The 5,211-nt window shown below is 56.8% G+C and carries 1 protein-coding gene and 3 pseudogenes; 3 read left to right on the top strand and 1 reads right to left on the bottom strand.

Features of this window, described 5'->3' with window-relative positions:
- Positions 1 to 162 (top strand): annotated as a pseudogene (locus RFM52_RS32935) (GlxA family transcriptional regulator); the annotation flags it as partial.
- 18 nt (positions 163 to 180) lie between these two features.
- On the opposite strand, the pseudogene RFM52_RS32555 reads toward RFM52_RS32935, so the two are convergent.
- Positions 181 to 410 (bottom strand): annotated as a pseudogene (locus tag RFM52_RS32555) (LbetaH domain-containing protein); the annotation flags it as partial.
- A gap of 525 nt (positions 411 to 935) precedes the next feature.
- Here RFM52_RS32555 and RFM52_RS32550 point away from each other — a divergent pair.
- The gene (locus RFM52_RS32550; RefSeq protein ID WP_320293325.1) at positions 936 to 4,931 is read left to right on the top strand and encodes an autotransporter domain-containing protein; all 3,996 of its coding nucleotides are present in this window, start codon (positions 936 to 938) and stop codon (positions 4,929 to 4,931) included.
- Positions 4,932 to 5,059: 128 nt separating this feature from the next.
- Positions 5,060 to 5,211: pseudogene (locus RFM52_RS32545) on the top strand (GlxA family transcriptional regulator); the annotation flags it as partial.

Below are 5,211 nucleotides of genomic sequence, written 5' to 3'. Positions count from 1 at the left end.
AAATCGATGGACATGGTGGCCTTCGAAGCCGGCTTCGGCAGCGCCACGTCGCTGCGCCAGCATTTCGCCGCAAGGCTCAGGACCTCGCCCTTGCAATATCGGCGCGAATTCTCAAGGCGAGGTGGTCCAGGCGAGCGCCGCGCCCGCGCTTCCTCGCGCTGATCCGACAGGACGATTTGCTCAGCCTCCCCTTGTCGGCCGCGCCGGATCGCCGACGACCGTGCGGTTGTCGGCAACGTCGCGCGTCACCACCGCGCCGACGATGGCGCCCTCGCCGATGCTAACGCCGCGAAGGATGATCGCGCTGCCGCCGATCCAAGATTGTCGCCGATCTCGAAAGGCCTGGCGATCTCCGGTCCCGCCAGCCCGCCTGCGGCCTCCTTGTGATGCTCGGCGCAATAGATCTGCAAGCAACCTGCCCCTGCCGATGCGGGCTGGGTTCGACGACCGTTATGTGCTCATCGGCCGTCGACATCACCCGCTGCGGCACAAGCGGATTGCCCTCGAGGCGCATCCGCGAGTGGAGCGGTGACGCCGCCCCGGTTCAACGCAGAAGTCAATCCACCTTTCATTTCCGCCTTTCAAATTCGGAAAGCCATCTTCGGCTAAGTGGTATTACAGTTTCCATAAGTGGTATCTAAGCAGGTCAGGAATTTCGCAGATTCTTGCAAGAAACCACAGAGAAATCGCTTGAAATTCGCGATTTTTTGATATCTCATCACTCCAAGGTTGCAAATTTTACACCATAAGACGCGACCAATATAATACCACTTTCACTGAGATTTCAAAACAGGGGGAATGTTATGAATCAGATAAATATACGTGGTTTGTCGCATGCTCTGCGGAATGGTCTCTGTCGCGCTCTACTGGCTACGACCGCCCTGTCTCCGGCGCGAAGGTCGAAGTATGCATGGACGGCAGTTGCCTTCGGTAGCTTGATCGTTCCGCAAGTTAGCCATGCGCAAGTCGCCGATCCCCAGCTTTCCACAACCTTTCAGCAATTCACCAAGGGCGACACTGATTTCAAGCTGAACAGCGCCAGCAGGGTTGTGCTCAGCGCCGACGATCCTGACCTCATAACGACGCTCAACGATCCGCGCGGATGGCTGCAGAAACTGCGGTATGCGTCGGGTTTCCAACTGGAAATTGTCGTAGCGAAAGACGCCGGCAAGAATGACATTCTGTTGTCAAACACTCCGGATGAGAGCTTCTTCGATGCTGCCGCCAGCGTGGTAGTCGATACCAATCCTGGCCAAGCCGATAACGTCTCCCGCAGCAATGAAGGCAATATTCTGCGCGAAGGTTACCAATACAACGCGAGCGAAAATGGTCTGACCATTAAATTCAACGAAGCCCAAGGCGCGCTACGCGGATTTCAAACATTGGCCACCCTTCTTATGAATGATGGTAATGCGCCAGGTCAGCATAACACCATCATCGGCGGAACGGGTCTCGATTTCCCCACCTACGAAAACCGCCGCATCATGCTCGATGTTGCCCGGCAGTTCATGCCCGTTGATCAACTCATCGGCTACATGGACAAGATGAGTCTGCACAAGCTGAATGAACTGCATATTCATCTGAATGACAGCGCCGAAGGACCTGACGGGGTCAAGCGCGGCTACTTTCGTCTCTTCAGCGACAAATATCCCGGCTTGGTTCCACCCGACGGCAAATACTATACACAAGACGACTGGAAGAAGCTTGAAGCAGCCGCATCACGTTATGGGGTCGAGATTATACCAGAATTTGATACCCCGGGTCATTCCATGGCATTTTTGAATGACAACCCCAATCTTCCCAAGGTGTCAGGGAACAATGACGGCATCGACACCTCAAACCCCGGTCCGGTAGTCGATTACATCGCAGGCGTGATCAACGAGTTCAGGCCTTGGTTTAAATCGGAAACCATCCATATTGGCGGCGATGAAGTATTCAATGGCAATAACAATGACCGTGTCACATATCTGAACGCTCTTTACGACCGGCTGGTACAATCCTCTACCAATCCCAATGGTTTCAAGAATTTCTGGGTATGGTATGATGGCCCAGATGCTCCCGTCGATGACCTCAACAAGAACATTGGTATCGAACATTGGATCAATGACATTGGTACCGGTCGCGGTGGCCGCGACAAGTGGATCGATATTCAGAATAATAATTTCTATTTTGTGCCGCAGGTTCAGTGGTTCCAAAGAACTGGCCTTGAACCGAGCGACGCTTACCAATTCTACATTGATCGCCTGAAACAATTTGTAAAAGATGGCAATCCAGCTCCAGACGGCATGGGATTTGCCGTTTGGAACGACATCACCCTGAAGAGGGAGCTGGGTGTGGACTACATCAATGCTGGAATGCAAAAGAGCCTGCCTGGCATGGGACTGATCAATTGGCGCGGTGTGGTACGCAACGCTGACGGCTCTATTGTTCCCTATGCGGACTTGCATCTGGAGGATCAGATCAAGGCGTCGCAGGAAGTGTCGTCTTTCTGGATTCGTGACAGATTCGCTTACATGAATGGTGGGCAGGCGCTTGAGGTCCTGATGGACACCGCCCGACACCGTTTCATCTACAAAGATCCTGTGACTTGGAACAAGGATTATCTGACGTCAAACGGTCCTGCCGATCAGGACTGGATGGCATGGGACGAAGCCGACATGGCCAAGGCGATGAGAGGACCTGTCAATTTCCACCAAACCATGTTCGTCGCTGAACTTGCTGGTGAGGGCAATTCGATGGTCACCCAACCAGGCTGGACCTGCCGTGATGTTGGTTTTGCCCTGGGTGAAAAAACGCGTTCGTCTTGCGATGCGGATACATGGAGCAATGACATCACCGATGAATCGGGCGCTGCCAAGGCCCGGATTGATGCCTGGAATCTTCGTAAAGTCGCCCTCGGCATCGAGAACGCAACTTCGGCAGACGAAATTCTCTCGGGCGTCACAGAAGCCACTCTCAGTGCGATTCCCGCAGCACGCAAATTGATCAAATCGGTTTTCGATGCGGCTACCAATACGAGAGATGATTACTTTAAGCCGAGTGGACAGCTTGGAGATGCCTTGACAGCTGTTGATGCTGATCCTGTTGCCAAAGAGATTTATCGAAGGTTCTTGAACGTAAGCTTTGAGAATAGATATTGGCAATTCTACGGAAGTGGAGCCGCAAAATACGCCGAATTTCTGGCAGCCACATCTGATGGCAAGCTGGCTGAAGTTATCGCAGTAGAACGCGTCGGCCCGGTCATTGCCGAATACGACGCAACACAACCTGTTATCGATGCCCTTTCGACGAAGACATACACACCCGGCGGGTTGTCGAAGCTCGGACCTGGCTCGCTGCGGCTGACGGGTGACAGCACCTATAGCGGCGACACGTTGGTCAATGGTGGCCTGCTGGCGGTCGACGGCTCGATTGTGTCGACGGTGACAGTCAACAGTGCCGGCACACTGGGCGGTGTCGGCCGTGTCGGGGCATTGGTGGCCAAGGACGGCGGCTGGGTATCGCCGGGCAATTCTATCGGTACGCTCTCGGTCAGCGGTGACGCCAAGCTGGAGAAGGGCAGCGGCCTGCTGGTCGAGGTGGATGGGGACGGCAATTCAGACAAACTTGCCGTCGACGGCAAAGCGACGCTGCTCGGCGGTGTTGTCATGGTCATCCCGGAAGTGCCTGTGCTCACCCAGGCGGTCATGGATACGCTAGTCGGCCAGACCTACACCATCCTGACCGCTGCAGGCGGTGTCGAGGGCACCTTCGCGGGCGCGCAGTCCTACTACACCTTCATCGGCGCCGATCTCGCCTATCATCCCGGTGATGTCACGCTGACGCTCAACCGTGTTGCCTTTGCCGATGTCGGACGCACCTTCAACCAGCAGGAGACTGCAAGCGGCATCGAATCGCTTGGTGCCGGCAATCCGATTTATGATGCGATCCTGGCTTCGACGATCGATGACGACCCGGCTTCGACCTTCGCAGCGCTGTCGGGCGATATCCACGCCTCGCTCAAAGGCGTGTTGATCGAGGATGGTCGCATTGTGCGTGATGCCGCCAGCGCCCGGGTGCGCGCCACGCTGGGCGGCATCGTCACCACGACGGCAGCAACGGATGCCAGCAATGATACCGGGATTGCCCCCACCAACTGGGCTCAGGCTTACGGATCGTGGGCAAGTATCGGCAGCGACGGCAACGCTGCCGAACTTGACCGGAAGATCGGCGGCTTCCTCACCGGTACCGACGGCTTCATCGCCAACGACTGGCGGCTGGGCTTCCTGGTCGGCTATGCTAACACCGCCCTCTTTGGTGCGGCGTCTTCTGCCAACATCGACAGCTACCAGATCGGCGTCTATGGCGGCACGCGATGGGATGCGATTGGGCTCAGCTTCGGTGCCGCCTACGCCCGCCATGACATCGACACAACGCGCAGTGTCGCGGGATATAGCGCTCAAGCCAATTACGGTGGCGATAGCGTGCAGATCTTTGGAGAAGCCGGCTACACGATCGATACTGCCTTTGCGGTCCTCGAACCGTTCGTTGGTGCCGCCTATATGCATCTGAGCACTGACGGCTTCGCGGAGACAAACTCCGGTCCCTACGGTCTGTCCGGTTCCGGCAGTTCCACCGATGTCACAACGACGACACTCGGCCTGCGCGCCTCGCATCACTTCTCGCTTGGCGGCACGAGAGCCACGGCATCAGGCATGATCGGCTGGCGCCATGCCGTCGGCCACGTGACGCCGGAAGCCGCCCTTGCCTTCAAAGGTGGTAACATCTTCGTCAACAGGGGCTCGCCGATGGCCAAAGATGCGCTGGTGTTTGAAGCTGGTTTCGATGTCGATCTGGCAACGAACGCCAAACTGGGCCTTTCCCACAACGGGCAGATCGGCAATGGCTTCAACGCCCACACGGTCAAAACAAATCTCACCATCAAGTTCTAAGAACGATCTTGATGGACCGATCAATTTTAACGGTTTCTGCCTAATTCTACCGCGTCACAAGATATGGTGGCGCGTGCCGATCAGCGCGGAAGGGCGCCACTTCGCGGGAGGCGCCCCTCGTACCCGGAATGCGGATCAGGCGCGCCCGCTACGGCGCGGAAGCCGCCCTTCGGCTAGCCCGCCACGTCGTGCTCTCGCCGCACCGGCAGGGCGGCCAGGCGCAGTTCATTGAGCGCCCGGTCGCGCCGACGCCGAACGCCGACCGGTTCACGCGCGCTCT

Source organism: Mesorhizobium humile (assembly GCF_033977215.1).
GTDB lineage: Bacteria > Pseudomonadota > Alphaproteobacteria > Rhizobiales > Rhizobiaceae > Mesorhizobium > Mesorhizobium humile.
This window is presented reverse-complemented; position numbering and strand designations above follow the sequence as displayed.